The organism is Vibrio kasasachensis (genome assembly GCF_050337565.1).
Classification (GTDB): Bacteria; Pseudomonadota; Gammaproteobacteria; order Enterobacterales; family Vibrionaceae; genus Vibrio; species Vibrio kasasachensis.
The window spans coordinates 482,331-506,658 of the sequence record NZ_JAKJTB010000008.1; the positions used below are offsets into that span (position 1 = coordinate 482,331).

Annotated in this window: 17 protein-coding genes; 14 read left to right on the forward strand and 3 right to left on the reverse strand. The window is 44.2% G+C overall.

The annotated features are described in order from the left end of the window. Window positions 1-21: 21 nt before the first annotated feature. The 10 genes from L4C38_RS02605 to L4C38_RS02650 all read left to right on the forward strand — a co-directional run bounded on the left by L4C38_RS02605 (window position 22) and on the right by L4C38_RS02650 (window position 14,774). Window positions 22-993 (forward strand): ABC transporter ATP-binding protein, encoded by a 972-nt coding sequence (locus tag L4C38_RS02605; protein ID WP_428795953.1) that lies wholly within the window; start codon window positions 22-24, stop codon window positions 991-993. Then, window positions 990-1,982 (forward strand): murein tripeptide/oligopeptide ABC transporter ATP binding protein OppF, encoded by a 993-nt coding sequence (gene oppF / locus L4C38_RS02610; RefSeq protein ID WP_428795954.1) that lies wholly within the window; start codon window positions 990-992, stop codon window positions 1,980-1,982. The genes L4C38_RS02605 and oppF overlap by 4 nt, the downstream gene beginning before the upstream one ends. 219 nt (window positions 1,983-2,201) lie before the next feature. Then, complete coding sequence (locus L4C38_RS02615; RefSeq protein WP_428795955.1) at window positions 2,202-3,230, forward strand: ABC transporter substrate-binding protein; 1,029 nt, start codon at window positions 2,202-2,204, stop codon at window positions 3,228-3,230. Continuing rightward, window positions 3,230-4,264 (forward strand): histone deacetylase family protein, encoded by a 1,035-nt coding sequence (locus tag L4C38_RS02620; RefSeq protein ID WP_428795956.1) that lies wholly within the window; start codon window positions 3,230-3,232, stop codon window positions 4,262-4,264. The genes L4C38_RS02615 and L4C38_RS02620 overlap by 1 nt, the downstream gene beginning before the upstream one ends. A gap of 274 nt (window positions 4,265-4,538) precedes the next feature. Next, window positions 4,539-5,483 (forward strand): glutathione S-transferase family protein, encoded by a 945-nt coding sequence (locus L4C38_RS02625; protein ID WP_428795957.1) that lies wholly within the window; start codon window positions 4,539-4,541, stop codon window positions 5,481-5,483. Window positions 5,484-5,726: 243 nt separating this feature from the next. Then, window positions 5,727-6,227, forward strand: coding sequence for a pilus assembly FimT family protein (locus tag L4C38_RS02630; RefSeq protein ID WP_428795958.1), 501 nt, complete (start codon window positions 5,727-5,729; stop codon window positions 6,225-6,227). Continuing rightward, window positions 6,214-6,744 (forward strand): type IV pilus modification PilV family protein, encoded by a 531-nt coding sequence (locus tag L4C38_RS02635; RefSeq protein ID WP_428795959.1) that lies wholly within the window; start codon window positions 6,214-6,216, stop codon window positions 6,742-6,744. Before L4C38_RS02630 ends, L4C38_RS02635 begins: the two co-directional genes overlap by 14 nt. After that, window positions 6,744-7,544, forward strand: coding sequence for a prepilin-type N-terminal cleavage/methylation domain-containing protein (locus L4C38_RS02640; RefSeq protein ID WP_428795960.1), 801 nt, complete (start codon window positions 6,744-6,746; stop codon window positions 7,542-7,544). Before L4C38_RS02635 ends, L4C38_RS02640 begins: the two co-directional genes overlap by 1 nt. Further along, window positions 7,519-7,908 carry an MSHA biogenesis protein MshP gene (locus tag L4C38_RS02645; protein ID WP_428795961.1) on the forward strand — a complete coding sequence of 130 codons (390 nt, stop codon included), beginning with the start codon at window positions 7,519-7,521 and terminating at the stop codon, window positions 7,906-7,908. The genes L4C38_RS02640 and L4C38_RS02645 overlap by 26 nt, the downstream gene beginning before the upstream one ends. Then, window positions 7,905-14,774: a GEVED domain-containing protein gene (locus L4C38_RS02650; protein WP_428795962.1), complete on the forward strand. Its 6,870-nt coding sequence runs from the start codon at window positions 7,905-7,907 to the stop codon at window positions 14,772-14,774. Before L4C38_RS02645 ends, L4C38_RS02650 begins: the two co-directional genes overlap by 4 nt. 44 nt (window positions 14,775-14,818) lie before the next feature. Here L4C38_RS02650 and L4C38_RS02655 read toward each other — a convergent pair whose 3' ends face one another. Further along, entirely contained in the window at window positions 14,819-15,421 is a 603-nt protein-coding gene (locus L4C38_RS02655; protein ID WP_428795963.1) for a TetR/AcrR family transcriptional regulator, read from the reverse strand. 170 nt (window positions 15,422-15,591) lie between these two features. Between L4C38_RS02655 and L4C38_RS02660 the strand changes: the two genes are divergently transcribed. Both L4C38_RS02660 and L4C38_RS02665 read left to right on the forward strand, forming a co-directional pair. After that, window positions 15,592-16,698: an efflux RND transporter periplasmic adaptor subunit gene (locus tag L4C38_RS02660; protein ID WP_428795964.1), complete on the forward strand. Its 1,107-nt coding sequence runs from the start codon at window positions 15,592-15,594 to the stop codon at window positions 16,696-16,698. Then, window positions 16,698-19,748 (forward strand): efflux RND transporter permease subunit, encoded by a 3,051-nt coding sequence (locus L4C38_RS02665; protein WP_428796024.1) that lies wholly within the window; start codon window positions 16,698-16,700, stop codon window positions 19,746-19,748. The genes L4C38_RS02660 and L4C38_RS02665 overlap by 1 nt, the downstream gene beginning before the upstream one ends. Window positions 19,749-19,823: 75 nt before the next feature. On the opposite strand, the gene napF is transcribed toward L4C38_RS02665, so the two are convergent. Both napF and L4C38_RS02675 read right to left on the reverse strand, forming a co-directional pair. After that, on the reverse strand, window positions 19,824-20,363 hold the full coding sequence (gene napF / locus L4C38_RS02670) for a ferredoxin-type protein NapF (RefSeq protein ID WP_428795965.1): 540 nt from the start codon (window positions 20,361-20,363) through the stop codon (window positions 19,824-19,826). Beyond that, window positions 20,363-20,947 carry a molecular chaperone TorD family protein gene (locus L4C38_RS02675; protein ID WP_428795966.1) on the reverse strand — a complete coding sequence of 195 codons (585 nt, stop codon included), beginning with the start codon at window positions 20,945-20,947 and terminating at the stop codon, window positions 20,363-20,365. The genes napF and L4C38_RS02675 overlap by 1 nt, the downstream gene beginning before the upstream one ends. Window positions 20,948-21,256: 309 nt before the next feature. Here L4C38_RS02675 and L4C38_RS02680 point away from each other — a divergent pair, with 309 nt between their 5' ends. Both L4C38_RS02680 and L4C38_RS02685 read left to right on the forward strand, forming a co-directional pair. Then, window positions 21,257-23,704, forward strand: a complete 2,448-nt coding sequence (locus L4C38_RS02680; RefSeq protein ID WP_428795967.1) for a DmsA/YnfE/YnfF family dimethyl sulfoxide reductase — start codon at window positions 21,257-21,259, stop codon at window positions 23,702-23,704. 9 nt (window positions 23,705-23,713) lie between these two features. After that, entirely contained in the window at window positions 23,714-24,328 is a 615-nt protein-coding gene (locus L4C38_RS02685) for a DMSO/selenate family reductase complex B subunit (protein WP_182107355.1), read from the forward strand.

Sequence of the window (24,328 nt, forward strand, 5' to 3'; positions counted from 1 at the left end):
TCTAAGATTAAGGAAGCAATGATGAGCTTATTAGATGTCAAAGATCTGCGCGTAGAATTTACCACTCAAGATGGAATTGTCACCGCAGTAAATGATTTGAATTTTTCACTGAATCAAGGTGAAACCTTAGGTATCGTGGGTGAATCTGGTTCAGGTAAATCACAAACAGTTTTCGCTATTATGGGTTTGCTGGCTAAGAACGGCATCATCTCTGGTAGCGCAAAGTTCGAAGGTAGAGAAATTCTCAATCTGCGCGAGAAAGAACTCAATAAAGTTCGTGCAGAGCAGATTGCAATGATCTTCCAAGATCCGATGACTTCACTTAACCCTTATATGAAAGTAAGCGATCAGCTTATGGAAGTGTTAATGCTGCACAAAGGCATGGGTAAATCTGAAGCGTTTGAAGAATCGGTACGCATGCTGGAAGCGGTAAAAATTCCAGAAGCGCGTAAGCGCATCACCATGTATCCGCATGAATTTTCAGGTGGTATGCGTCAGCGTGTAATGATCGCAATGGCGTTGTTGTGCCGCCCTAAATTGCTGATTGCTGATGAACCAACGACAGCGCTTGATGTAACAGTTCAAGCGCAGATCATGGATTTGCTTAATGAACTAAAAAGTGAGTTCAATACCGCGATTATCATGATCACCCACGATTTGGGTGTAGTTGCGGGCTCATGTGACAAGGTTTTAGTTATGTATGCAGGACGTACCATGGAATACGGTTCTGTCGATGATATTTTCTACAACCCTAGCCACCCGTACGCGGAAGGTCTACTAAAAGCGATTCCACGCTTAGACATGGAAGGTGAGATTTTGCCAACCATTCCAGGTAATCCGCCTAACTTGCTGCGTTTACCAACGGGTTGTCCTTACCAAGAGCGTTGTCATCGCGTATTAGATCGTTGTAAACGTGACGCACCAATTTTGACGCCATTTGGTGATGGTCGCCAAAGAGCATGTTTTTCTACATGGGAGGCTTGGAGCAAATGAGCGTAGATAAAAATTTATTGTTAGATATAAAAGCATTAAAAGTACACTTTAGTATTGCTCCTAAGTCTGCTTGGCCATGGACAAAACCACTAAATCTCAAAGCCGTTGACGGTGTTGATGTGCGCCTGTACGAGGGCGAAACACTTGGTGTAGTTGGTGAATCCGGTTGTGGTAAGTCAACTTTTGCGCGAGCGATTATCGGTTTGGTTGAGGCCACTGATGGTGAAGTCGTTTGGTTAGGTCAAGATCTGACGAAAATGAAAGAAGTGAAGCGCCGTGAAACTCGTAAAGAGATTCAGATGATCTTCCAAGATCCGTTGGCTTCATTGAACCCGCGTATGACAGTGGGCGACATCATTGCAGAACCGCTAGAAACCTTCTACCCAGAGCTTTCAAAGCAAGTAGTGAAAGACCGAGTTAAAGAAATGATGATGAAGGTGGGCTTATTGCCTAACGTTATCAATCGTTATCCTCACGAGTTTTCTGGCGGTCAATGTCAACGTATCGGTATTGCCCGAGCCTTGATCCTAAAGCCTAAGATGATTATTTGTGATGAACCTGTATCTGCACTTGATGTATCGATTCAGGCTCAGGTGGTTAACCTTCTTAAGGAATTGCAAAAAGAGCTTGGTTTGTCGCTGGTATTTATTGCCCATGACTTATCGGTTGTTAAACACATATCGGATCGTGTTTTAGTGATGTATTTGGGTAACGCGGTAGAACTTGGTGAAACCGACGCATTGTTTGCTGATCCAAAGCATCCATATACGCGTGCATTGATGTCGGCGGTTCCGATTCCTGATCCAGCACTTGAACGTAAGAAAAAGATTCAGATGCTTGAAGGGGATTTACCATCACCGATCAATCCGCCATCAGGCTGTGTTTTCCGCACTCGTTGTCCAGAGGCAACTGAGTTGTGTGCTAACCAGAAACCAAGTATTCAAGGCTCAGCCGTTCATTCGGTCTCCTGCTTACATGTCAATCTTTAATTAAATTCAGCCTGTGACGGGCTATAGCGCGACTTCTTAGTAGGTCGCGCTTTTTTTATGTTCGCAGGTTTTGCTTGGCTAGTTTTTGGTCAAGAAAGTGATAACCTTGATTTGAGTCAGCTGTTTAATTTATGCTTTCTTGATTTAAAGTCATGCATGCTATTTAATCTTTCTTGGCGTAATCCTGCGTCATGACTCACTGATAGTATGTTAACGTAAATGAAAAAATCACTTGTTTCAGTAGCCGTAACTGGCTTAATTGCTTCCTCTCCAGTTTTTGCTTCAACCACACTTAATGTGTACAACTGGTCTGAATACCTACCACAATCAATTATCGAAGATTTCACTAAAGAAACTGGGATCAAAGTTAATTACGCGACTTTTGAAAGTAACGAAACCATGTATGCCAAGCTAAAGCTGCTCAATGGCAAAGGGTTTGATATTGTCGTGCCATCAACTTACTACGTTTCTAAATTAGCAAATGATGACTTGCTACATAAGTTAGATAAATCAAAAATAGAGCAATTTTCACAGCTAGACTCAACGATTTTGAATCAAAGTTTTGATCGTGAAAATAGCTACTCTATCCCATATATGTGGGGCAGCACGGCCATTGCTTATAACGCTGATTTTATTGACGGTAGCCAGCTTGATAGCTGGGCTGATTTGTGGAATAGCGAGTATGCAGGTCAACTATTACTTACTGATGATGTGCGTGATGTTATGGGGATGGCGTTGATTCTTGATGGTCATAAAGTAAACTCTCAAGATGCAGATGAACTGAAACAAGCTTTTGAACGTTTGCAGAAAATTAAACCAAACGTGACAGTATTTAACTCAGATGCGCCTCATGTTCCACTTGTTACGGGCGAAGTGAACGTTGGTATGCAATGGAATGGTACGGCTTACCGTGCGCAGAAAGAGAACCCTGCGATTCGCTTTGTTTACCCAACTGAAGGAGCAATCTTCTGGATGGATAACATTGTGATTCCAAAGCAATCAGAGAATAAAGAGGCGGCATACACATTCATCAACTTCCTGTTAGAGCCAGAAAACCAAGCTATCATAGTAAAAGAGATTGGTTATGCTGTTCCAAACTTGCAAGCGATGGAATTCTTACCATCAGATATTCGCGAAAGTGACATTATTTTCCCACCTGCTGATGTTAAGCAAAAAGGTCAGTTTTTAGGTAGTGTTGGTGAAGCAGTCAGTTTATATGAGCGCTACTGGATGGAGCTGAAGAAATAGTGAAAGTTATCTATACCGAGAAGCAGCGCCTTCATAGTGTTAAGTATGAGTTCCTCTCTGGGGAGCCAACGGCATGTTTTGAAAAACCTGAACGTGCTGATATGGTGCTAAATGCACTCAACGAACATGGTGGTTTTACGGTTAGAGAACCAGATAGCTATGGAACGGAACTTCTGCTTTTGGTTCATACGCAAGATTATGTCGAGTTTCTGCAATCTGCTTGGTCTGAGTGGGAAGAGCGTTTTGGTGACAAGCATGACGCGTCACCTTATTGTTTTGTTAGCCCTCGCTACCTACGTCACCGAATTCCCAAAGATATTGAAGGTAAGTTGGGTTATTACAGCTTTGATATGACGGCTGCCATCACTAAAACCAGCTGGGAAGCAATTCAATCAGCGGCAGATTGTGCGTTGACGGGGGCGAGTTTGATTAGTAACGGTGAGTTTTCGGCTTTTGCACTGTGTCGTCCGCCGGGTCACCATGCTGCACCTGATATGATGGGTGGCTATTGTTATATTAATAATGCAGCACTTGCCGCTGAATCACTGCGACGCAATGGCAAGCACAAAGTGGCGATATTGGATTTGGATTACCATCATGGCAATGGGACACAAAGCATCTTCTACGATCGTGATGATGTATTGTTTGTTTCGATTCATGGTGACCCTGATTACGATTATCCGCACTATCTGGGTTTTGCTGACGAAACAGGTGAAGGGAAGGGCAAAGGGTACAACCTTAACTTACCGTTACCCCAAGGAAAAACAGATTGGTCATTGTATGCCCCAGCATTAAGCACTGCGCTTGATAAAATTCGCTCGTTTGGTGCAGAGGCTTTAGTTATCTCATTAGGTATGGATACTTACGAGCATGATCCAATTAGTTACTTCAAGCTCAAGCGCAAAGACTACCAAGTGATCGGTGAGCAACTGGGTAAGCTAGGTATTCCGACCTTGTTTGTGTTTGAGGGTGGCTACGCAGTAGAAGACCTTGGATACAACACAGTTGCAGTGCTTGATGGCTTCATGAACTAATCAAAAAAAACGCCCTTACTTGAGGAAAGCAAGGGCGTTTCTCATCCTCTAAACCCCAAAAATTTGAAGATGCAGGTAGGCGGCAAGTAAGAAAGTCCCCTGAGCATAGGTGAACTATGTGATTGGGGCGCACGAATACAGCCAACACCGCTGCAACTTCAAGTATGACGGGGATATTTCGTTAGAAAAACTTGAACATCTCCCGCAATTTATTCCCCTTAACTGATTATTGTAGCGCTCTATACTGAGTTTAATAGATAGAGGGGAGGTAAATATGGGAAAGCTAGTTGAAGGTGTTTGGCACGATGTTTGGTATGACACAAAGTCCAGTCGTGGACAGTTTGTTAGAGAAGACGCCGGTTTCCGACAATCGGTTGAGAACAATTCGGAAGCGGAGTTTCAACCAGAGAGTGGTCGTTACCATCTTTATGTTTCATTGGCTTGTCCTTGGGCGCACCGAGCGCTTATTTTCCGTAGCTTAAAAGGGTTAGAAAAGCATATTGATGTGACAGTTGTTTGCCCAGACATGCTGTCAGAAGGTTGGCAGATGGGGTTGCCAGAACCGCTTTTTGGTCATACTCGATTACATCAATTATATACGCAAGCAAAGCCTGATTATACGGGGCGAGTTACAGTGCCAATATTATGGGATAAAAAGACTGGCACCATCGTTAGTAACGAATCTTCTGAAATCATCCGCATGTTTAATTCTGAATTTAATCAAGTCGCGGATAATTATCTTGATTTCTATCCTGAAAAATTGCGCAGCTTGATTGATGAATGGAATGATTACATCTACCCCAATATTAATAACGGCGTTTATCGTTGTGGTTTCGCTTCTTCGCAAGATGCCTATGAACAAGCGTACGATAATTTGTTTAATGCCTTAGATAAAGTTGAGCGCTATTTGCAAACGCATCGCTATCTAGCGGGTAATCAAATAACAGAAGCAGATTGGCGATTATTTACTACTCTAATACGCTTTGATGCGGTTTATGTGGGGCATTTTAAATGCAATAAAAAGCGAATTGCCGATTACCCCAATATGCTAGGTTACTTGAAAGAGTTGTACCAAGTGGAAGGGATTAAAGAGACAACGGACTTTTACCACATAAAGCGTCACTACTATTTCAGTCATACAGGGATAAATCCAACTCAAGTTGTTCCAAAAGGACCGGAACTTGATTTAGAGTCGCCGCATGATCGCGACCACCTATAAGAGATTGACTGGTGACATAATGAAAAAACCTCGCCTTGTGCGAGTTTTTTACTTTATAGAGGTAGGGTGTTGAAAATATAAGCAATATGTAGAAATGTTATCACACACACAAATCTAACCGGAATTGTTTACGTACGAATGATTTATGTGACATTCGCCGAAAAATAAAATGTAACAATTGGCTAATAAGGTTACAATTGAGACGGAAAAAATTAGAACAATAAACGCTCAATATACTTGCCCATGCTGTCAAATAATCGTTATACCACTGGCTTCACGTTGGTGGAGTTAGTCGTGACTATCATCATTCTCTCAATTGTAGGGGTAGTTGCGTACACCAAATTTCCGTCATTTTCTGGTTTTTCTGTTCCAGCTTATTGCGCGACAGCGAAATCAGCCATTCGTCGTGTGCAAACACAGGCAATGAATGACGTCGCTACAACGTCTGCTTACCAAATTGTCGTCAGCCCAACTAAGGTGGAATGGCGCAACAGCAGCTTAAATCTCGATCACAGTGAAAGCTGTATTGGTTCTAAATGTAGCCAATTAGTGCAGTTAAGCGACGAAGATATTAATCGAGGGATTCGCTTTTCACCCAATCAATTTTATTTTGACTCGATGGGGCGCTACGTCAGTGCCGCCACCGAAAGCAATCAAACCATCACTATTGATATCACAGCAGCACAAGGCAGCGATAAACGCATAACAGTCCATAGAGAGGGTTATGTAGATGGCTGCAACTAGAGCTAAAGGCTTCTCTCTGATTGAGAATGTCATCGCCATTACGTTGGCGGGTTTTTTAATGCTCGCATTCTCCTCACTTTTAGCTCCCACAACAGCACAGACTGCCGATGCGCTAACGCAACAGCGCGCATCACAAGTCGCTACGTGGTTGCTGCAAGAGATGTATTCACGTGAATTTGACGAAGTGAACATTCAGCATGTTGATCGCTGCGGTAGTGTGGACTTACCTTGTTCCACTCAGCTTGGCTTAGATAGTAACGATCTAAACCGCATCCGTGACGATTTTGATGACTACGATACAGACGGCAAGGCTATCGCTATCGTCGATTTTGGTTTGGATATCGATGGACCGTTTGCAGGGTTCCTCGTCACGATTACGGTTCGCTACGCAAACGACCAGTTCCAAGCATTACCAGCGGGAAGTACGCCAACACCGACCAAACAAGTGACGTTGTCGATTACAAATGGAGCGAGTGGGCAACCACTTACTTTTAACGCCTTTCGGAGTAATTACTAATGAAAGTGAAAGGCTTTACCTTGATTGAGATGGTGGTCAGCATGATCATCATTGGAATTATTTCTCTAGGGTTAATTAACTTTGGCGTGATCAGTTCTTCGCTATTTGTTGAGAATAAATACCGCCTTCATGCTCTAGAAGAGGCACGCTTCGTATTGGCTCGTTTTGGGCGTGAATTGGCGAACACCGTGCCGCTAAGCTCTCGAATGCTTGATGATGGCCGTTGTATGGAATACATACCATTATTGTATGTCGGTGAGTTTTTACCTGAACAGATGGAACTTGATATTACCAAATCTGATGCAGCGTTCCCGATGGCGTATCCCGTTAAAAACCAACTCGCAAGCTGTTTTATTGACCCTGCGAGCCCTTGTTTTGTCAGCATCTACCCAACAGCATCGGCTGATCTTTATCAAGGTGCTAATGATGAAAAGCAAATCTACACCTTAAAATCGGCTGAGGCTCAATCGTTAACCATAGCTGAAACTCTTTCTCGCCTTCCTTTAACGCCTTCAAACCGCTTATTTGTGTATCAACCGTTTGCGCGGCAGTTTTGTGTTGAGAATAAGCAATTGCGTTATTACCCGAGTTACCCCATTTCATTTGCGGGGCTTGGACAATACAACGGCCAACCATCAGTCAAATTTGCCCAAGGAGTAAATGAAACACAGAACGTTTTTTCTTTGGGTTTTAATGGGACTTATTCGAGCACCGCGAATTTACGATTCTCACTGAACATTAATCAAGGCAAAGAAGCCGTGGAGTTTATGCAAAATGCGCAAATTCTCAATAGCCAATAAAGCGCAAGAAGGCAGTGCGTTAGTGGTGATTTTATTTGTCATGATTATCGCGACTTTCTTTGCCGGACAACTTATCAACATGAACCAACAAAGTGCCCAAGCCAATACCTATGAAGTACTCAGTACTCGTGCTTACTGGGCATCCCGCTCTTTGGTTGAACGATTAGTTTATGAACTGGTGCCCGTTGAGGGGACACGAACCGCATCATGTTTACCGTTATATCAGTTAGATGCATTTCCTGGTTGCCGAATTGAAGCTACCTGCACACTCAATGGTGATGCCACCATTGTGACTTCCACTGCAACCTGTTCAGAACAAGCCTACCGAGTAAGCCGAAAATTTGAAGTAGAGGTGAGACCATGAAAAACAAATGGATTGTATTCGTTCTAGCACTATTTATTTCTCCGCTTTCGTTTGCTGACAATAATGGTGATGTTAGAGGCTTTGTTTTCGAACACTATGACTATGGTGGGATATCGCGTAACTTTAATCCAATTTATGGTATGTCAGCCATGAGTGATTTTAGTATCGAGGTGCGTTTAGCTAGAAAGAACCATCCTAATTATTATTGGACAGCATATACGGGTTCCGATGGCTACTTCGAATTTGATGACATTCCTAATGGTAAATATACATTAACGTTACCAGGTAAAGGTTCGAGCAGGGATGATTTAGATGGCGACCTTTATTCTGAACGTGGTGATTGCAACCCATGCTTACCTGTTCGGGTTTATCCGTCGCTGAGTGAAAAATACGAGCGTGAAGTACATGTTCGAGGTCGTGATGTCGATGCTAGCGTTGGATTTAGCTATAGCGTAGTGAGCAACCACCATGATGCTGGTATTGGTACATTACGCCAGTTTCTAATTAATACCCGTTACTTGGTTAATGGTCGCAAGGGTAGCTATCTTACTAAAGAGAAACTTCGTCAAGAAGGGCATCTAATCAAGGTCGATAACGCGATTTTCGTTAACCAAATCCACGACATTGTTCTGCAGTCTAAGCTGCAAATCATTGATACTGAGGATACTAATGTAGATGCCACGGTAAGACTAGGAGGGTCACGACCACTTACCATGCGAAATGGTCGAACCAACCCAGTTGAAGGTGACTATGGCTTAGAAATCATTGGCAGTGAAGACATTCGTATTTCAGGGACTAATTGGGACTACTTTGATGATGCCATTTATATAAATGGCAGTGATGAAATAAAGTTGATTGGGAATAGCTTTAATCACACGAAAGATTCTGGCGTAAAGATTGTGAGCGGCGAAGACAATATCATTGCCCGCAATATTTTTAATGATACGGTTAATAATGAAACGTCCCCGTATGAAGATGCTGCACTGTTTATATATAGTGGTTCAGGTAATGCGATTGAGGGAAATGCGTTTTATCATACAGGTACTGGTGGCGAAGTTGTGGGTGATTCGTACCCTGTTGCGTCTGCCGTTCGTATATACCAAGGTAACAGTAACCGAATCAGCCATAACACCTTCTCGAACACGAGCGGTCTAGCTATTGATTTGCGTATGACTCACATGATTGGTCACCACTCGCCTAATGATCAACAGTATCTTTGGTCGGGAGGGATCAGTAACTACGGTATTGACTATCCAATCTTACAAAGTGTTTCTACTCAAGGGGTTACGATTGGTCGAGTTACCTTAACTAACATTGATCATTTTACTAAACAGTGTGATGGAAGTATCGACGATATCACCATTGAACTTTACAAAGCCGACGGTCAAGCAACCAACAATACTCTGGAAGGGACCATATTCCTTGGTACCTGTGGGTTAGACAATAACGGTGATATTAACAGCTGTAATTTAGACACGTCACGGTTCAATAGTGGTGATTCAATCACCTCCATTGCGATTGATAAATGCGGTAATACCTCAGAAATGGGGCAGACGGTCATTGCTGGCGGTGGTAAATATGATTACGGTGATGCGCCGAACGAAGACCTACTCACAGGTTGGGATGATGCTCGATTCGAAGTGACGAAGACCGATAATGGTGCAAGACATACAGTCAAATCAGGTGTTTGTTTGTTACCGATGGCAGCAAGCTATTGTTCGCCTCACATTACGGAAGAGAGTGAGGCAACCCCATCTCGCTATGCGACTAGTGATGAGGGGGATGATGGCATTGTTATTAACCCAAATCATACAGAACTTCCCCCTTTTAATGATGAGTCGGACTTGCCATCAATGAGAGTGTTAGTTACAAGCTATCTCGAGCAAAATGGTGTCGAGCAGCAAGTAGCCAACCAGATCTCGGTCAGAACATCAAAAGCGGGCTATGTCTCTATTTGGTTAGATAAAAATCAAGATGGCAGTTGGCAAGGTTTTCAGCGCAACCAACAGTTTGTTTCGGAAAAAATCGTTGATCGTCTGGCTGTTCAAGCGGGTGATAACTTAATTGATGATATTTATCTATCAGCTTATGACGTACACGGTGAAAGCTTTTTAAGAGTTCGCTATTCAACGGATAAAGAGTCGATTTCCAACCCTACAGGGGTCGCTCCAGATGGTGAAGTAGAAGACTACCAAGTATGGCTTGCCGCGCCTTCCTTGAAGGTGGTCGGCTGTGAAGCCGGTTTGCAAAACGGCTCGTTTGAGCGATTTTTTGTCGAGCGTGACCACAATGGTTGGGATACCCCTGAAAGCTCAGTGGCCGGTTGGTCTATTCAACAATTAGATCCTGCGGCAAACCCTCAAAACTACCTTCCACCTCAGCCACGCCGTAACCATATCGAATTTAACCGTTATGACTACTACGTCAATACTCCATCTTCTGATGGCAGTGCTAATGTGGCTGAAATGAATGTCTACAATCCGACTATGTTGTATCAAGACATAGTGACCAATCCGGGAGATAAGATTCGTTGGTCGTTTGACTATTCAAACCGTACTTATCCAAACAGTGCCAATAACGATCAGATATCGCTATTGTTTGGTAGCCCAAATAGTGAGCTAACGGAAGATCAAATCATTGACGGTCAGGATCGTTGGGTGAACCACTCCGAAGTCTATACTGTTCCCCAAGGTCAGTACGTCACGCGCATTGCGTTTAGAGGTAATCTGCCAGACAAAAGCTCTTCAGGTAATATTCTTGATAATGTGAAATTCGGCTGTGAAGTGGGATTAGATTACGGTGATTTACCAAGTGAGTACCACAAAGAATTATCGGTAGGATATCGTGTGGTTCCAAATCTTTATATTGGTAAAGAAGCGCCAGATGTAGAACGTTCTGCACACAGTTCTGACTATGCTATTGGTGATGACCAAGCCGGTTTTAATGATGAGTTAACCTTTGATTCGCCGATTATTATCAAAAAACAAAATCTGGTTGAGGTTAAAGATATTCAAATCTTTAACAATACGGGGCGGAACGCAAAGCTTCACGCTTGGATTGACTTTGACTCTAATAAGGCAATGAGCAAAGACGAATGGAAACAAGTAATTATTCAATCCAGTAATCAGATGCAGAGCGTTTCGGTTAATTGGAATGGCAACCACAAATGGCCCGATGAAATTGATAATACCTACTTACGCTTAGCCCTAGAATTAAAGGAAGGGCAAGCTACATATGGTGAAGTTGAAGACCATTTAGTGTATGTCACAAATGGTGACTTACTTCCGCAACCCGGCCGCTGTGATGGTTTCATTCAAGTGAAAGCTCAGGAACACGATGGAAATTACCAATACGCTAAGTGGGTAGCGAGTGGCGGTGAGTTGGCAATTGAAAATATCAATGCGTCACTATCTACCGATGAGATTAAAGTGGTTGGTTTGAGCCAAGCAGATGGTTTGACTTATGGTGTTGGCTCAGATAGTCGTTATGGTTGTGCTTCGGGTAGCCGTTTTGGTTGCGAGATTCATCTATTCGCCGCCGACCAAAGTCAAGGTGCTGAGTTTCATCATCTAACACCAATTCGAGCTGCTCGTAGTGATGTTGTTATTCGTGACAAGTTAGGCAGCACGTATACCTTTGCTCAAAATGAAGTCTTGGATACTAAAAAGCAGGCTAGTTACGCCAGTAGACGCCTGTCTCGTGCTAACGCAGGCGATGTGAGTATTGATGGTCGCTATATGATCATCGGGAGAGGATCTTGGCATAGCCTGGTTCGAATTGATCTCGCTACCGGTCTATTTGATACGATTCAGCTAGATATTCCCAATGGAGAGAATGTACCTTGGAGCGCCGATTTTGCTTTTAATCCAAAAGAATCGAATAGTTCTTATGTGTATGCTTTGGCAGGAAATTTAAGAGGGCTTTATCGTATTGCAATCAGAGATGTTTCCAGCTCTGAACCCGCGGGTAGTTATACATACTTAGGCTTAGAGCTTAAGCTTAACTCCAGTTCTAGTGCCGCGAAACCAGTCTGGCCAGTTGAGGGCAGTACTGGCAAGCTTGGTGCCGGCGGAGTTGCCATCAACAAAGGCGGTATCATGTTTGCCATGACCAATGGTGGTATTCATGATTTGAACCAAAATGGCAAACGAGATTCATTTGAACAGAGAACACCAACCACTGCGCTCTATTCTATTGATATCGCCAAGCAAGAGATTCGCTTTGAACTAAAAGGCGTCGATGAATCCACTACCAGCAATGATGCGGGGGGCTGTGCGATCCATGCCGATTATGGTGATGTACCAGAAGCGTTAGAAGGTGGTAACCCTGCTCGTCATCTAGGCAGTTCAGAATTTTTGAAATTGGGTAATACGTGGTCAGCGGATATTGGACCGGGTCATGATCCTGAAGCAGCTTCGGATTTGTCTGATGACGGCGTACAAGTTTCAGATCGAACAACTGGCACAATCATAAATATTGATGAAGAGCCTTTAATTCCTGGTCGCAACTATTCTATTCATGTTGATAAGCGTGGTAGTGGTCATGTATCTGCTTGGGTAAATTGGGGCAATGACAGCAAATGGTACGTGATCAATGACCTAAGTCGCGGCATTAGTGTGCCAGTTTTACCAACCAGTCATGGTAGTCGAGGTTATTTGCGTGTTCGATATGCAAGCTCGCTAGTTCAAAGCCCATATGGCGAAGCTTATGATGGTGAAGTTGAAGACCACAGCTTCGAAATCGGTAATCCAGTTAAAGGTATCCAAGTTAACGCTCCGGGATCGCCGCTAACCTGTGAAGTCGCGCAATACAAAATTTTGTTGGATGTCGACGGTGGTCAACTATCTGAAGATATCAATGTTGATGTGAGCTTTGACACCCCTCCCGCAGGTTGTTGGTTCAATGCAGCGCCATTTTATCGAGGCAATGCAACATCACAAACACATTGTAATGATGGCAAAACCATATTGTTCAGCAAAGGCAGTAATTTGGAACGTACGATTTGGGTGGCGACAGATTCAGAGTTGCAAAATGTCACGCTAACAGCTAATGCCGTCAATGTCGGCTCTGATAGTGATTCTGCGCGGTTTAGCAAAGAAGGTTTCAAGATAATACCGTACCAAGCGCCAAGCTATTACAAAGCGGGTGAGGAATTTAACATCCAACTTGTGCGTAATGTTGCGTTAGAAGATCAAACACAATGTCGTATTGACCCAGATTACCAAGGCGATAAAACTTTTACTCTCCGTTACGACCAAGGGTTAGAGAAAGTACTCGGCAATCTTGCGCTTAAAGGTAAAGCACTCAATACAAGCGGTGAAGATCGCACTATCTCATTTTCAAATGGTGTCAGTGAGGTTTTGCCAACCAGCTACTCAGAGTCAGGGAGACTAAATATCAAGGCTGACTATTTGCCAGAAGAAGGAACCTTGAAATCAGCTGAATTTAGCGAGAACTTTGCTCCTTACGCTTTGGTGGTCCGACAAAATTATCAAGCCGATGATGAGAATGTAGTGAGCCAATATGGTTCTTCTCCATTTGTTTCAGCTGGAACACCATTCATAGTAGAGGTGGCAGCCGTTGCCAAAGATGGCGTGATTACGCAAAACTTCGATGCGCAATTGTCTTCAGGTGCAACAGGTCACAGCGCGAGTATTACTGTACCGGCTAGTCAGTCGGCAACCAAACCAGCGTTGACTTCGCCAAGTGGCTTTAACCGTGAATTTAGTGATGGCATATTGCAGAACAAGTTTGAGTACGACAACGTGGGTTCGCTTCAAACTCGTTGGGTTGTGGGTAGCTATAATGGATTAACCAATCTAAATAGTTTTCTTGATACCAGCAAAGTGACGGATTTGGCGAATCATGATGTCGTTGGGTATTTCTACCCTGATCACTATTCAATGACTCGCCGCTATGAGGTTCCTATGGATCACAGTGGTGAACCGTGGACTTACTTTGGCAAACCAGATGTAGACGTGGTTTTTACCCTGCAAGCAAAAAGCGCAAACAACCGAGATTTGAGTTTTTATGATGCATCTAAATTGGCGAGTAACGAGTTGCCTGCTTTAGCTGATCTCAGCTTTGATTATGGCGACTCTTCTTTGCCCGCTTGTAGCCGATCTCTATTGGTTGATGAAGAGATGAAGTCGATCGAATTTGATGATACTTGGTCAAATGGACAGTGGCAGTTATCTAGCCAGCCTTATCAGTTCTATCGTGATGTTGGCTGCAAGCAAGAGCTGAGCAATGTTCAACTACAAGCGACGGTTGAAGATAATATTGCTGGATTATCGGTGCCGGTTTATGAACAAAGTGACATGACAGAAGATTTCAGTGGGCAAGAGATACTGTTGGGTGAGCCAATTGATGTGCGCTTTGGGCGTTTGGTGATTAAAAATGCGTCAGGTCCGATTAATCAACTATTCCCAATGGCTATTCAAACCGAGTATTGGAATAGCAATCAGTTTTCAATCAATGATTGGGATGACTGGACGCAAATAGGTCAAAGTAATCAAGCCCAGTTGCCAGAGGTGAATGACGTCGTGACTGAACCTGCTGTTGTGGGTCAAGCAATGCCTGTATTAATGGGTAGTTCAATGGAAAGTAATCCATCCTCGAATCGCAGAATGAGCACCAATATAGGTGCCGATGCACCAGGTAGTGCGCTAGTGCCAATGCAATTTAGTGCGGGCGTAGAGAAATGGTTAGGGTACTGCTGGGAAGTGGATAGTGATTTAAGTACAGCGATACCAAGTGAATGTACTGGGCAAAGTGGTTTCTGGCAGCCACCAAAAGCGCTAGCCACATTTGGCGTATCAGGCGGTTCTAACAATGTGATTTACTTTATGGAACGCTATCAATAAGAAAAGCCCTTCGGGGCTTTTTCTGTATTTGGCATCTAAAAAAATTAATTTATTTGTGGGGCAAAAGCTCGCAATACTGTGCTTACGATGATGTCGATCTTTTGTTCCAACATCTCATCTTCTGGCAATGGTAATAGATCAAGTACCTGTGGCCAAAACAGTAATCCTTGGAAAACACTGAAATAAACGCTGGTGATGGTCTGCACATCAGGAGCGATTAGCTTCTCCGCTTGGACCGCTTGTTCAAACCAACGATTCACTGCACGGTTACGATACAAACGATGGGTAATGCTCTTTGCTAACTCAGGTTGACGGAAAAACTCCATAACAATAGTGCGTGAGAGCGCAATTCCATAGGTGTTATACATCACATCCACTTCACGTACAGTGATGGCTTTAAGCTGCTGTTCGAGAGGGAGATCGGCATTGAAAGGATAACACCCATCGCGAATTGTACTTTCTTGTACGTCAGCTAATACTTCTTCAAACAGCAACTCTTTGCTCTCAAAGTGTCGGTATAAGGTGCGCTTTGAGACTTCAGCCACAGTGCAGATATTATTCATATTGGCAGCAGAAAATCCGTTTTCTATAAATTCCAGTTTTGCCGCGTTGATGATGGCGAGCCGCTTCTGTTCTGAGCGTGTCATAGGTTCACTCCTAGTTGAATCTAGGGCTAGTTTAGCAATAGTTTAATAAAAGGTAAACTTGAGAGTTTACTTTGTTGAAGTCCTGAAATAGAATCCTAAAATAGACACATAAGTTTACTTTGAGACGCTCGTTAAAGAGCGGGTCAATACTTTCCTAATTGGAGAATTCTGTGAAAAACGCGCACAAATTATCGGTCATGGTTTCGTTAAAGGCGCTAGCGATGGCAGTGAGTTTATCAATCGCTAGTTTGGCTCTTGTTGGCTGTGGCGAAGAAGTTAAACCAACGGTAATCGCTCCCGTGGTGAAGCCGGCATTAACAGAACTTGTCTCAGCTACCCGTGGCGACAGCCTAAGCTTTAACGGCGTTGTACGAGCCGCTGAGCGAGCAGATTTATCGTTTCGTGTCGGTGGAATGCTTACACAGCTGTTAGTTAATGAAGGCGATCGTGTCCGCGAAGGGCAATTATTGGCGCGTTTAGATTCACGTGATGCGCAAACCGCATTAGCATCGGCAAAGCTCGAGTTGAAAAATACCGAAGTAGAATACCAACGAGCTAAGGCGATTTACGAGAAAAGTAAGGCGATATCTAAAAGCCAACTTGATGAGATTACTACGCGTTATAACTTAGCGAAAAACCGTCGTGATGATGCGCAGCGTCAGCTAGATTACACGGAAATTAAAGCGCCGTTTGATGGCATTATCGGTCGTCGATTTGTCGATAATTACGTACAAATTCAAGCCAATACACCCGTATTTACTTTGCATGACTTAGATGATTTGGAAGTGGTTATCTATATTCCAGATAGCGTGATGTTGTCATCAGTAAATGGCACAAAAGCGAAAGCAGAAATTAATGCGATTCCAAATCACCTGTTTGATTTGACCCTAAGAACCTATGCCACTCAAGCTGATCCAATTAGTCAAACCTATGCAGTAGTACTGGGTTTTGATGACTTGCAAGGTTACCGAGTGCTACCGGGCATGGCGGTGAAAGTACTTCCAGCGGATTCAGATGATCAGCAGACAAGCACCACGATTACCCTGCCTATTATTGCTGTTGTTCCTGATAATCAGGGCAAGCAGTACGTGTGGGTAGTAGGCGCTGATAATAAAGTGAGTAAGCGCTACGTCGATGTAGGAGCACTTAGCCGAGATCGAGTTGTAATCAAAGACCATTTGAAGGTCGGCGAGCAAGTGGTGATTGCAGGAATGTCTAGCTTACAGGAAGGCATGCAAATCCGCCCTATGAGCAACGGTAACAGCGAGGCTCAATGATGAATATTGCTCGTTATACAATAGCCAAACGTACCAGCGTTTGGGTATTTATCGCATTGATTTTACTCGGTGGCTACATCAGCTACCTTAAACTTGGGCGCTTTGAAGACCCTGAATTTGTTATTCGTCAGGCAGTAATTAATACCGCTTATTCTGGCGCAACGGCACAAGAAGTGTCTGATGAAGTCACGGATGTGATCGAAGGCGCAGTGCAATCTCTGCAAGAACTGAAAGAAGTCAAATCAGTTTCCAAGCAGGGTATGTCTGAAGTGACGGTTGAAATAAAGCTAGAGTTCGCCAAAAGCGGAGCAGAGCTGCAACAGGTTTGGGACAAATTACGCCGAAAAGTTTCTGATGCACAACGTCAATTACCACCGGGAGCAGGACCATCAATCGTTAATGATGACTTTGCCGATGTGTATGCACTCTTCTTTGCTGTCACGGGTGAAGGTTTTACTGACAAACAGTTACAAGACTATGTCGATGGTTTACGTCGAGAGTTAGTCCTTGTTCCGGGCGTGGCGAAAACGGCAACATTGGCAGAACAACAAGAAACTATTTTTGTTGAAATCTCCAGTGAGCGCCTTGCCACATTTGGTGTTTCGATACAGCAAGTGTTCCAAGTGCTGCAAAAGCAAAACTTGGTAACCGTATCAGGTGCGATTGAAACGCGAGACATGCGTATTCCCGTTATCCCCAGCTCAAATATTCGTTCATTTGACGATTTACGCAATTTGCAAATAGGCGTTGGGCAAGACAATGCCGTAATGCGGCTTGGTGATATTGCAACGGTGACACGTGGCTATCAAGAACCTGCCAGTATGTTGATGCGCTATAACGGTCAACGTGCGATTGGTTTTGGTATTTCTAATATCACTGGCGGTAACGTCGTCGATATGGGGGATGCAGTAAAAGCACGTATAGCAGAGCTTGAAGGTCAACGCCCTTTGGGTATGGAACTGCAGATTATTTCGATGCAGTCAGACTCGGTGCGTGACTCGGTTGCAAACTTTATCGATAACCTGATCGCCGCAGTGGTGATTGTGTTTATCGTACTGCTGGTCTTTATGGGTGTTCGCTCGGGCGTGATTATCGGCTTTGTCCTTTTGCTCACTGTCGCGGGTACGCTTTGTATCATGCTGATCGAAGATATCGCCATGCAACGGATTTCGCTGGGGGCGCTGATCATTGCTCTGGGTATGCTGGTGGATAACGCAATCGTTGTAACCGACGGTATTCTCGTTCGTTTGCAGCAAAACCCTGATGAAGACAAACAAACGATTGTTACAGAAGTGGTGGATGCGACGAAATGGCCACTACTTGGCGGTACAGTGGTTGGTATCTTTGCTTTCAGTGCGATTGGTCTTTCGCCATCTGATATGGGGGAATATGCCGGCTCGCTATTTTGGGTAATTCTTTACTCAATGTTTTTAAGTTGGGTATTCGCCGTTACCGTAACACCGATGCTCTGCTTTGATTTTTTGAAAGTGAAAGCGATCGATGGCGAGCACAAAGATGGTCGTATGATGGCAATGTACAAAGTACTGCTAGCATGGGTACTGAGACATCGTATTGCCAGCCTCATGATGCTATTCGTGTTAATGGCTACAGCAATTTTTGGTTTACGTTTTGTGCCACCAGGTTTTATGCCAGATTCACAACGTCCTCAGTTTGTGGTGGATGTTTCCTTACCACAAGGTTCAGATATTAGTCGTACTGAGCGTGTTATTGCCAGCATCGAGCAAGATGTAAAAGTTAAAGAGGGTGTGACTAATATTACCAGCTTCATAGGTGGTGGCGGTTTGCGCTTCATGCTGACTTATGCCCCAGAAGCCCGCAATACCAGTTATGGGCAATTATTGATTGATATTGACGATTATAAAAAGATCGCACCATTATTGGTGGAGTTGCAAGCAGAGCTATCAGCGAAATACCCAGACGCATCGATCAAAGTATGGAAGTTCATGCTAGGTCGCGGTGGCGGTAAGAAGATTGAAGCTGGTTTTAAAGGTCCGGATAGTCATGTTTTACGCCAGTTGGCAGAGCAAGCAAAAGCGATCATGTACGCTGATAGTAACCTAATAGCAGTACAAGACGATTGGCGTCAACAAGTGCCAGTACTTCGCCCAATATACTCAGCTGAAGAAGCTCAGCGTTTTGGTTTAACCACACAGGAGATCAACCAAGCGATTGCTCAGACATTATCTGGTCGTAATGTTGGTGTGTATCGTGAAGGTAACGATTTGATCCCAATTGTAGTGCGTGCTCCTGAAAATGAGCGTGATCACCAGCGTGCAGTTGAGAATACCGAAGTATACAGTGCATCAGTAGGTGGATTTGTCCCTGTTAGCCAATTGGTCGATTCTGTTGATGTGGTGTGGCAAGACGCGATTTTACGACGTATTGACCGTATGCCGACGATTTTGGTGCAAGCCGATCCCGCTCCGGGAGTACTTACCGCTGATGCGTTTAGTGACGTGCGCAGTAAGATTGATGCAATCGAACTGCCACCGGGCTATAAACTGATCTGGTATGGGGAATACAAAGCCTCAAAAGATGCAAACGAAGGCTTGGTTATTTCCGCGCCTTATGGTTTTGCCGCGATGATTCTCTCCGTGATCTTTATGTTTAATGCTATTCGCCAGCCATTAGTGATTTGGCTAACGGCACCGCTAGCGGTCATAGGTGTCACGGTTGGTTTGATTGTATTCCAAACTCCATTCGAGTTTATGGCTATTTTAGGCTTCCTTAGCTTGATCGGAATGATGGTGAAAAATGCCATCGTACTGGTGGATCAAGCTGATGTTGAGGTAGCGCAAGGTAAACTGCCGTACTTTGCGATTATCGATGCGGCGACGAGTCGCGCGCGCCCAGTATTACTTGGCGCATTAACTACGATTTTGGGGGTGGCACCGCTTCTTGTTGACCCGTTCTTCAAGAGTATGGCGGTGACTATTATGTTTGGTTTGCTGTTTGCTACCATCCTCACTCTTGTGGTGATCCCGTTGTTCTATGCTCTCTTTTTTAGAGTCAAAGTAGAGCGCCAATAAGGTTGATAGAGCCGAGAAAAGAAAAGCCACCGCAATTGCGGTGGCTTTTTTATCGAATGCTTTTAAATGGGGAGCCTAATGCTTTTCAACTAAAGTGATCGCGCCGATGTAGCAGCTTGATAAGCACTCACCACAGCCGTTGCAGTTTTCCAAAAGAGTAGGAGTACTGTTAGCTGTGAGACTAATTGCCTGGCTTGGGCAATCATCGATACACTCTTGGCAGTTATTAAATAAACGGGCGTTACAGCTTTGGCTGAATGTTGGTCGCCACCCAGTATCGGTCGTGTTGAGTGGGTTTAGGGCATGGGTCTGGCAAACAGAAATACAGTCTTGGCAAAACGTGCAGTGACTTAGGCTTAAATCCATTACAGCACCGCCGTCACCTATACTGAGCACTCCTTGTGGGCAGGCAGCAACGCAATTACCACATTGATTACATAAGCGTGCAAACAATGCTTCCTCGACAGCACCCAATGGTCTACCCGGATTTACATCGGCAGCTTTGGGCTCTCCAATAGCATGAGTGACACCCCGCGACACGGCTTCAAAGAAACCTCGTCGACTGCTGTTTATCTCAGTAAGTTCAATGGCTAATTCAGTGCTATCTGGTTTCATTATTCGCTCTCTTGCCAGTAATTGCGGCGCTCAATAACAGCAAGCTGATGTTCTTCGCAGTAGAATTCCAACCAACCCAACATGAAAACAGCTAATTGTTGGTAAAAAGCTGTTGCGGCGTGGCGCTGCATACCTTCTAGCATATAGGGTGCAAAAGGCATCAGATGCTCGGATAGCAATTGGTTGGCTGCTGCTTGATGGTCTTGTTCTAGTAGTAATGATACTAACATGAGCATTAAACCAATGTGGTCTTCCGGTTCACGCATGCCAGTATCACAAGCCAAACCATGAGCGCGAGTAAACTCGCGATACTCCATGGTCGACGAGCCAAAAAGAGCATTCTCTTTATCTAAATACGCAGAACCCCAAGGTGGAGACGGCATGTCACCGCTACCTTGTAATAGATTGAAGTAATCAGCGTCTAATTCTTCGCTGTCGCCCCCCATAGCCAGTTGTGCAAGATTTTTTAATAATTCGTCATCTTGTGACTCAAATGCACTGAGGATGGTTTTGCCATTTTCTGAGTTTGGTGAATAGAAGAACAGACCACCTAGTAGGCGAAAAACAGTTGATTCATTTTGCATGATTTCACTTTAATTATTTTATTTTTAATTGAGCATACCAGTTCAAAAATTTAAAGAAAGGAGATAGATCAATGATTCGTTACTGATATATCAGTTAAAAATGAGACTCATTTCTAATTAATATTTCCAAATATGTTAACTAAATCAAATTTATGACCAAGATCTCAAGTTTGAAACTTATCTGACGCTTTGGCGATGAACACATGAAATTTATTGATTAAGCGCAATATTAACCCTACTACTTAAGGGGTAAAAGAGGGGCAGCAAAGACCAAAGAGTCTTTTCTCACAACCAATGAGAAGTTGTCTTATGAAAAACACACTGAAAGCACTAATGACCGGTGGACTGACAAGACGTGATTTTATCAAGTCTTCCAGTGCGGCTGGTGGACTGGCAGCAACCGCCAGTGCCCTGTCCCTTCCATTTAAATCCTCTTCTGTAGAGGCTGCATCCCCCGATTCACATGAAGAAAAGACGGTATGGAGCTCGTGCCCAGTAAACTGTGGTAGCCGCTGCCCGCTGAAAATGCGCGTCGTAGATGGTGAAATCAAATCGCTTGAAACGGACACCTATGGCGATGATGTCTATGGTGACCACCAAGTGCGCGCATGTTTACGTGGCCGCTCTATGCGCCGCCGTGTTTACAGCCCTGATCGTCTTAAATACCCAATGAAACGTGTTGGCAAGCGTGGTGAAGGCAAGTTTAAGCGCATTACATGGGAAGAAGCATACGATGAAGTTGCTGCAAATCTGCAACGAGTAATCAAAGACTATGGTAATGAAGCGGTTTACATCAATTACGGCACTGGTGTTCTGGGTGGTACGGTTACTAAATCATGGCCTCCAGGTGCAAGCCCTATCGCTCGTATGATGAACCTTGTGGGTGGTTATTTAAATCACTACGGTACTTATTCTTCAACGCAGTATACCCATGGTCTTGATTACACATACGGTGGTGGCTGGGCATACGGCAACTCTTTTTCTGATATGAAGAACAGTAAACTGATTGTTCAATTTGGTCATAACCCTGCTGAAACGAATATGTCGGGCGGCGGTATCATCCATTACTACATGGAAGGCAAAGAACAATCGAAAGCGCGTACAATTATCATTGATCCTCGTTATACCGACACTGCTGGTGGCCGTGAAGACCTATGGATTCCTATACGTCCAGGAACAGATGCGGCGTTCATCGCTGGTATGGCACATGTGATGATCACCGAAAATCTGGTTGATCAGCCATTCTTAGATAAATACTGCGTTGGTTACGATGAGAAAACATTGCCAGCATCAGCTCCTGCGAAGAGTGACTACAAATCTTATATCTTTGGTGAAGGTCCTGACGGCATTGAAAAAACACCAGAGTGGGCATCAAAAATTACGGGTATACCGGTGGATATCATCATCCAAACCGGTCGCGAGATCGCTACTACTAAGCCATGCGCAATTCACCAAGGCTTAGGTATTCAACGTCATGCGAATGGTGAAATAGCAGCACGTTCAGTGGCAATGCTTTCGATTCTTACTGGTAGCGTTGGCATTCCAGGAGGTGGTACAGGTGGTATGCCGGGTTCATACTACTTTAACTTTGCTTCATTCCCAACACTGTCCAACCCTATCCAAACGTCGATTCCTGTGTTTGGTTGGTCTGATGCCATTCATCGTGCTGATGATATGACGGCGCTAAAAGATGGTATTCGCGGACGCGAAAAGTTAGAAGTGCCAATTAAGTTTATCTGGAACTACGCAGGTAACTGTTTGGTCAATCAACACTCAGATATCAACCGTACCCACGACATTCTGCAAAAAGAAGATGACTGTGAAATGATTGTGGTGATTGAAAACCACATGACAGCATCGGCGAAGTACGCAGATATCTTACTACCAGATTTAACCACCTCAGAGCAATCGGATTTCTTGATGTCTTCTGAAGCGGATTTCATGCCGTTTATGATCTTTGCCAGCCAAGCTATCAAACCGCAGTTCGAATGTCGTGGTGTATACGAAATGTGTGCGGAAATCTCAAAGCGCATGGGAGTAGGTCAAGAATTTACTGAAGGACGAGATCAAGAAGGGTGGTTAAAGCATCTTTACGCTGAAAGCTTGAAGATGAACCCTGCATTACCAAGCTACGAAGAGATGCGCGAGATGGGTATCTTCCGTCAAAAAGCGCCGAAAGACACATTCGTCGCCTATGAAGACTTCCGCATCAATCCAGAAGCCAGCCCACTAGGTACGCCTTCAGGCAAGATTGAAATTTACTCTGAGCGTCTAGCGGAAATAGCCGCGACATGGGAATTACCTGAAGGTGACGTCATTCATCCTCTGCCGATCCAAGTGTCAGAATTTGAAGGCTGGGATGCACCACTGCGTGACAAATTCCCACTGCAGCTAACCGGGTTCCACTACAAAGCACGTACCCACTCGACGTATGGCAGTGTTGCTGTGCTTAAAGAAGCTGCGCCACAAGAAATGTGGATTAACCCAGTCGATGCTAATCAACGTGGTATCAACAATGGCGATTTAATTCGAATTTTCAATGACCGTGGCGAAGTGCATATTCCAGCCAAAGTGACACCGCGTATTCTTCCAGGTGTTGTTGCTCTGGGTGAGGGCGCTTGGTACGCACCAGATAAGAACAAAGTAGACAAAGGCGGCTGTATTAACGTTCTAACGTCACAGCGTCCAAGTCCACTGGCTAAGGGGAACCCTCAGCACACTAACTTAGTAGATGTTCAACTGGTGAAGAAGGCATAAGGTTAAACCATGAAACAATACGGCTTTTATATTGATTCAAGTAAGTGCACCGGTTGTAAAACTTGTCAGCTTTCTTGTAAAGACAACAAAGATTTAGATGTAGGCGTTAACTTCCGTCGCGTGTATGAATACGCTGGCGGCAACTGGGTTGAAGATAACGGCACTTGGCGTCAAGACGTGTTCTCATACTATGTATCAATGGCATGTAACCATTGCACCAATCCAGCCTGTACCAAAGTGTGTCCAAGTGGTGCAATGCACAAGCGTGAAGATGGCTTCGTTGTGGTTGATACCGATAAGTGTATTGGTTGTCAGTACTGCTCAATGGCTTGTCCTTACGGCGCACCGCAATACAACGCAGCAAAAGGTCACATGACTAAGTGTGATGGTTGTTATGAGCGCGTAGCAGAAGGTCTACAACCAATTTGTATCGAGTCATGCCCATTACGTGCACTAGAATTTGGTCCAATTGACGAACTGCGTGCTAAGTACGGTGACAATGCTGAAGTAGCACCATTACCAAAAGCATCACTGACTCAACCTAATATCGTGATTAAACCAAACCGCCATGCTCGACCATGTGGAGATACCACTGGTTACTTGGCTAACCCGAAGGAGGTCTAA

Excerpts from the sequence above, each read along its gene's own strand:
- L4C38_RS02605 (WP_428795953.1), top strand. The coding sequence starts at position 22 with ATGAGCTTATTAGATGTCAAAGATCTGCGCGTAGAATTTACCACTCAA.
- oppF (WP_428795954.1), top strand. The coding sequence starts at position 990 with ATGAGCGTAGATAAAAATTTATTGTTAGATATAAAAGCATTAAAAGTA.
- L4C38_RS02615 (WP_428795955.1), top strand. The coding sequence starts at position 2,202 with ATGAAAAAATCACTTGTTTCAGTAGCCGTAACTGGCTTAATTGCTTCC.
- L4C38_RS02625 (WP_428795957.1), top strand. The coding sequence starts at position 4,539 with ATGGGAAAGCTAGTTGAAGGTGTTTGGCACGATGTTTGGTATGACACA.
- L4C38_RS02630 (WP_428795958.1), top strand. The coding sequence starts at position 5,727 with ATGCTGTCAAATAATCGTTATACCACTGGCTTCACGTTGGTGGAGTTA.
- L4C38_RS02635 (WP_428795959.1), top strand. The coding sequence starts at position 6,214 with ATGGCTGCAACTAGAGCTAAAGGCTTCTCTCTGATTGAGAATGTCATC.
- L4C38_RS02640 (WP_428795960.1), top strand. The coding sequence starts at position 6,744 with ATGAAAGTGAAAGGCTTTACCTTGATTGAGATGGTGGTCAGCATGATC.
- L4C38_RS02645 (WP_428795961.1), top strand. The coding sequence starts at position 7,519 with ATGCGCAAATTCTCAATAGCCAATAAAGCGCAAGAAGGCAGTGCGTTA.
- L4C38_RS02650 (WP_428795962.1), top strand. The coding sequence starts at position 7,905 with ATGAAAAACAAATGGATTGTATTCGTTCTAGCACTATTTATTTCTCCG.
- L4C38_RS02655 (WP_428795963.1), bottom strand. The coding sequence starts at position 15,421 with ATGACACGCTCAGAACAGAAGCGGCTCGCCATCATCAACGCGGCAAAA.
- L4C38_RS02665 (WP_428796024.1), top strand. The coding sequence starts at position 16,698 with ATGAATATTGCTCGTTATACAATAGCCAAACGTACCAGCGTTTGGGTA.
- napF (WP_428795965.1), bottom strand. The coding sequence starts at position 20,363 with ATGAAACCAGATAGCACTGAATTAGCCATTGAACTTACTGAGATAAAC.
- L4C38_RS02675 (WP_428795966.1), bottom strand. The coding sequence starts at position 20,947 with ATGCAAAATGAATCAACTGTTTTTCGCCTACTAGGTGGTCTGTTCTTC.
- L4C38_RS02680 (WP_428795967.1), top strand. The coding sequence starts at position 21,257 with ATGAAAAACACACTGAAAGCACTAATGACCGGTGGACTGACAAGACGT.
- L4C38_RS02685 (WP_182107355.1), top strand. The coding sequence starts at position 23,714 with ATGAAACAATACGGCTTTTATATTGATTCAAGTAAGTGCACCGGTTGT.